7 protein-coding genes and 1 pseudogene are annotated in these 4,893 nt (G+C 63.5%); 3 read left to right on the forward strand and 5 right to left on the reverse strand.

What is annotated here, in order from left to right:
* Positions 1-140, reverse strand: a pseudogene (locus tag FV229_RS25265) (IS3 family transposase); the annotation flags it as partial.
* A 120-nt stretch (positions 141-260) separates the two neighbouring features.
* Between FV229_RS25265 and FV229_RS25270 the strand changes: the two are divergent.
* Positions 261-671 (forward strand): DUF4214 domain-containing protein, encoded by a 411-nt coding sequence (locus tag FV229_RS25270; RefSeq protein ID WP_147754565.1) that lies wholly within the window; start codon positions 261-263, stop codon positions 669-671.
* Between the two features lie 387 nt (positions 672-1,058).
* Here the strand turns inward: FV229_RS25270 and FV229_RS25275 are convergent, their stop codons facing one another.
* The 3 genes from FV229_RS25275 to FV229_RS25285 are packed head-to-tail and all read right to left on the reverse strand — an operon-like array spanning position 1,059 to position 2,229.
* Positions 1,059-1,355: a ribbon-helix-helix domain-containing protein gene (locus FV229_RS25275; protein WP_147754566.1), complete on the reverse strand. Its 297-nt coding sequence runs from the start codon at positions 1,353-1,355 to the stop codon at positions 1,059-1,061.
* A complete protein-coding gene (locus tag FV229_RS25280; protein WP_147754567.1) occupies positions 1,352-2,005 on the reverse strand; it encodes an AAA family ATPase in 654 nt (217 codons plus the stop codon). Before FV229_RS25280 ends, FV229_RS25275 begins: the two co-directional genes overlap by 4 nt.
* Positions 2,002-2,229 (reverse strand): hypothetical protein, encoded by a 228-nt coding sequence (locus tag FV229_RS25285; protein WP_147754568.1) that lies wholly within the window; start codon positions 2,227-2,229, stop codon positions 2,002-2,004. Before FV229_RS25285 ends, FV229_RS25280 begins: the two co-directional genes overlap by 4 nt.
* A 262-nt stretch (positions 2,230-2,491) precedes the next feature.
* Here FV229_RS25285 and FV229_RS25290 point away from each other — a divergent pair, with 262 nt between their 5' ends.
* Together FV229_RS25290 and FV229_RS25295 are read left to right on the forward strand one after the other, a co-directional pair.
* Positions 2,492-2,962, forward strand: a complete 471-nt coding sequence (locus FV229_RS25290) for a hypothetical protein (RefSeq protein ID WP_147754569.1) — start codon at positions 2,492-2,494, stop codon at positions 2,960-2,962.
* Between the two features lie 27 nt (positions 2,963-2,989).
* Positions 2,990-3,979, forward strand: a complete 990-nt coding sequence (locus tag FV229_RS25295) for a site-specific integrase (RefSeq protein WP_246688340.1) — start codon at positions 2,990-2,992, stop codon at positions 3,977-3,979.
* Positions 3,980-4,088: 109 nt separating this feature from the next.
* Here FV229_RS25295 and FV229_RS25300 read toward each other — a convergent pair whose 3' ends face one another.
* A complete protein-coding gene (locus FV229_RS25300) occupies positions 4,089-4,340 on the reverse strand; it encodes a helix-turn-helix domain-containing protein (protein WP_147754570.1) in 252 nt (83 codons plus the stop codon).
* Positions 4,341-4,893 lie beyond the last annotated feature (553 nt).

A 4,893-nucleotide genomic window follows, 5' to 3' on the forward strand; every position in this document is an offset into this window, starting at 1 on the left:
TCACGCCGCCACCGGTAGTACGTCACCGAACTCACACCGAGCGCGCGGATTGCATCGGCCACGCTCTGGCCCTGTGAGATCAGCACGTCCGCCTGACGGAGCTTCGCGACGATCTCCTCGGGCTTCGGGTGTTTTGCCATCTCGTCCGTCCTCCAGGCTCAAAAGCCATACCAAAGGGCGGACCACTTCAATGGGGGCTGACCAAGTTCGCCACGAGTGCGGAGGCGCAGAGCGTCGACGCTAAGGCCTTCAGCACCGGCGTGTTCGTACCGGACGCGCTCGATAGCGCAGTTGCGCGGGAGTACTATGCGATCCTGGGTCGGACGCCTGATGCGACCGGGCTCCAAGGCTTCGAGGCTCAGGTGAAGCAGGCGGCGGCAAGCGGCGGGGCCAACGGTACGTTCCAGGCACTCGGCAACGTCGCCAACGCGATGCTGAACTCATCGGAGTACGCCACGACGCATGCGGGTCAGACCACTGCCGGGTTCGTGGACAGCCTCTATGTCGGCGCACTCGGACGACATGCGGATGCAGGCGGTGCAGCCTTCTTCGCCGACCAGCTCGCGCATGGGATCTCGAAGGCAGCGGTCGTTCTAGAGATCAGCCAGAGCGCCGAGGCTCAGGTCCACCTGGTCGGGCAGATCGAGAACGGGTTCCACCTCATTGGGTGAGGGACCGGACGTTGATAACGCAAGCCAATGACCCGTAAGCTGCGCGGATGACCCGTTGGCTTGAGATCGTCGTCGTTCTGCTCTTGATCGGGCTCGCTGCCGCTCTGTTCTGGTGGTTCGGGATGCGGAGCGAGCCGCTGATCGGCGGACCGACAGGGTGAGCGCCGAGGTAGGGAGGTAACCCAAACCGAGCGCGACACTCGCCGAGCGGCTGCACCATCGCAGCTCGCCCGGCTTGCACATCCGACCGCGGCGCGGCTGGTGCGGTAGACATGTAGTTTGAAACGGCAGAAGCAACGTACTGTGCTATCACGGTATGGCCGTTGTTCCCTACGGGTGAAGGGATCTGCACCAGTACCGCGCTTGAGGCGTTGCGCGATACGGCGATTAGGCGACCGGGGGCTTGCCGTGCTTGGTGAGCACGTCGTTGATGGCTTCGGTCATCACGTCCTGAAGGGTGCGCTCGCGATCAAGGGCGACCAACTTGAGCGCCTTCCAGGCTTCGGGACGGGCTCGAACCAAGATGCCCTTGCGCCCATCAGCTTGCCGGGCAGGGGTGCCGCTCACTGCCGCTTCGGGCTCACGGGCTGGCTCCGTCGCGCTGGCCCGCGGTTCGGTCGCGACCTCGACCGGCTTAGCGGCGAGCCTCGACCCCAGGTTTGCGAAGCTCGGCTTCTTGCTCAACGCTTTTTCCCTTCCTTGATCCCGAGTGCCCGGCGGGTCTCCTGCCACAGGTCGCTGACTTCTGAGGCCGCCGTGCTGCCGGGCTCGAATTCTCCGACCGCCTGCCCGCTCGCCAGGGCGTGAGCGAACGCGGCCCTGGTGGTGATCTGACCGGCCCACGGGGTTGCGCCCATCCCGAACAGCGCCTCGCGCGCCTCGGTCACGACATGGGCCGGCGTGATGCCTCGACGCGGCGGGGCCGAATTGATGACAGGCAGGACCGGCTTGTTGATCGCTCGGGCCATTTCGAGGGTCGCGGCAACGGCGGCGATATCGAACACCGCCGGCCGGAAAGGGATCACGGCGAGGTCTGCGACCCGGAGTGCCGCGGCGATGTCTGCCGTGTTGTGGGGCGGTGTATCGATGAAGACCCAGCCCACCCCGTCGCGCTTTGCAGCCTCGATCGTCTCAGGCAGATCGCGTGCCTCGCACTTCACGAGAACGGGCGTCTCGGCCTGCCGGAGTTCGTGCCATAGGGCGAGGCTGCCTTGCGGGTCCGTGTCGATCAGGACGGCAGGCGCGTTCGGCGCATCGGCGTAGACCGACAGGTGCGCGCAAAGCGTGCTCTTGCCGCTGCCGCCCTTCCGGCTGGTGAAAGCGATGACCTTCATGGCTGCCCACCGACGAGCGGCCCCCAGGACGTGCAATCGAGGTCAGGCGGCTGCGTGCCCTTGCTCTCGGTGCGAACACAGTAGGTCATGCGGTGTGTCCAACGATCATGGAGGCGGTAGCTCGCGCTGCTGCCGCCGCCGATGACCTCGTACCGCCATAGGTAGGCGTTCGTCATCAAGGCGATGGCACCGATGCCAACGATGGCCAGTGCGATGGCGCGCAACTCTCGTACTCCTGTACCTCGCTGCCTTCCTACCTCCGCATCGTGAAACAGAAGTAAAGCCGTTGCTCCGTTCGCCGGCACGCCCGTAATTTCATAGGTTGATAGCACCGTAGCGCCGTAAAGGACTATTGCGCTTCCGACCTATCCGCCGTAGCTTCCGATAACAGATATTCTCGGAAGTTTGAGACAGGCACGGTCGTAAGCGACGTGAGAAATTGAAGCCTCGGCTATGTCGGGGCGTGCGAGCGGGAGGACGGGCAAGATGGGCGCGGAGAACTTCGCCGAGCAGGAGCGCCTGATGCAGCGGCTTGACCGCAAGTGCCAGGAACAGACTGAGCGCGTTCGCGACATGGTCCGCGAGGCCGGGCGACCGGATCTCCTCGCCGAGTTCGACCAAAGGCTGCGGGAGAGCGATCTAGGCATCACGGGCGCCCGCTCGACCTGGCACAGCATCTCGGATGCGCAGCGGCGCTTGCTGATCCTGCTGTCCAACGGACCGGCGAGCCTTCGCCGCACGAAGGGCGCGTCCTACGACGTAGTCTCGGAGGCCGGCTCTCGGGCAACAGGTATCCGGCTCGGCACGGTCAGGAACCTCGCCCGGCGGGAACTCCTCGAATGGACCGGAGGCGCATTCGATCCAGAAGCCTCCGCCGCGCCGACCGAACGAATGGCCTTTGTCCTGAAGCACGGCCGCCCGGCGCCGGGAGCGCACTTCGACGGCTTCCGGCCATAGCTCGGACATAGGAGGAGATCGCGACGGATGAAGGCTGACACTACAATGGCCAATCCCCCGAGCCGTGCCGTCGAGGTTTCCGCCCGGTCGGGCGCGAGCCTGCCTGCGGACGCGCTCGCCTTGGTGCGGGACTATCAGCGCGCCTCGAAGGCCAAGGCCACGGTCCGCGCCTACAAATCGGATTGGGCGGCCTTCACGGCATGGTGCGACGGCCACGGCGTCTCGTCCCTGCCGGCCGCACCCGAAACGGTGGCGGCGTTCCTCTCGCATGAGGCGGCAGCCAGGCGGGCCTCGTCCACGATCGGCCGGCGGCTCGCGGCCATCGCCTACGCGCACAAGCTCGCCGGCCTGCCGGACCCCGGCGCGCACGAGACGGTGCACGCGGTCATCAAGGGTATCCGGCGCCGGCCGGACATGGAGATCCGACAGAAGACGGCTGCGACGGCCGAGGTGCTGGCGGCCATGCTCTCGCACGCTCCGCCGGGCCTCGCCGGCAAGCGGGACCGGGCCTTGCTCGGCCTCGGGTTCGCAGGTGCCTTCCGGCGGTCCGAGCTGGCCGCACTGCTGGTCTCGGACCTGACCGACCACGCCGATGGCCTGCGCGTGCTGATCCGGCGATCGAAGACCGATCAGGAGGGCAGGGGAGCGGAGAAGGCGATCCCGCACGGTCGGCACGTCCGGCCGGTGGCGCTGCTGCGGGACTGGCTCACTGCGGCCGAGATCACGGATGGCCCGGTGTTCAGGCCGGTGTCGCGGTCCGGTCGGATCAGAGCCGAGGCCCTGACGGATCGCAGCATCGGGGACATCGTGAAGCGGTATGCCGGAGCCGCGGGCTTCGATCCGGCGGCGTTCGGCGGACACAGTCTGCGCGCCGGGTTCGTGACCACGGCGGCCGAGCGTGGAGCCGATCTCGCGCGCATCATGGAAGTCTCGGGTCATCGAGACCCGCGTACCGTGCTCGGGTACGTTCGACGTGCGAACGCCTTCAAGGATCATGCAGGGAGCGGGTTCCTCTGATTTCAGTTTGCCAGCCTTAGGTTGGCATCGCATTTTACGACGATGCCGATTTGGTGAGCAACGCTGTTTCTACCCGAACGATCAACCAAATCATCCCATTGAGCCCATTCTACATTGCTCCCATAGGCTTGACGCGTGGCGTACCGGTTTTGGTTAGGCCAAGACCTTGTGCCAAGCTTCGTATGATCTCAATGGATAGGCCGCTATCTTCTCCCTGCTCGATACCTTCAATGTAGTCCTGGTTAATCCCGAGCAGTCGCGATGCATTGAATAGGGATAAGCCCATTCTGTTTCGCGCCAATGCTGCATGAATGCTGAGATTTTGAAGGAGCTTTGCCCGGCATTCTGGAAATTGTTCCATGCGAACTGCACGCTCTTATAAAATTCATAGCGAATTTGATACAACAAAATATGCTATTTACGCTCAAAATCAAGCCGCACAACTAAGCCTTTACCGCTAGTCATGTAAATTTTACGGCTAAACCGAAATAAGCTTATAACCGCCATAACTAGAGTACAAACTTACGATCAATTCGCCTAGGCCTTCTTGCAGCAAATATCTCCTTACATCGAAATAAAAATGACGCGCATTTTTAAGCACCCGTTCATAAATCAAATCTATATTTTAGATTGTCCGAGTTACGGTTGCCCATGCCATTTCAGTTGCCTTTCGCGAAGCTTGGGCGCTGGACGCACTCGTCGCGTTGGTTGACTGGGTTCAACCTCGCGTGCGTCGCCGGCCTTTGTTCAGTGTCCGCGGTCATGCTCTGGGATATGCGCGAGGACGTGATCGGCCCCCACGAGGTGGTCCAAGGGTAAAGTTAGTGCACGGTGGGCCGCTCCGCCACGGGTAGCTTGGCCGGCGGAGCTGGTCTGGCGAGCGCAGCCGGCCAAGCGGAGAAGGCTGGCATGAA

The organism is Methylobacterium sp. WL120, assembly GCF_008039465.1.
GTDB classification, from domain to species: domain Bacteria; phylum Pseudomonadota; class Alphaproteobacteria; order Rhizobiales; family Beijerinckiaceae; genus Methylobacterium; species Methylobacterium cerastii.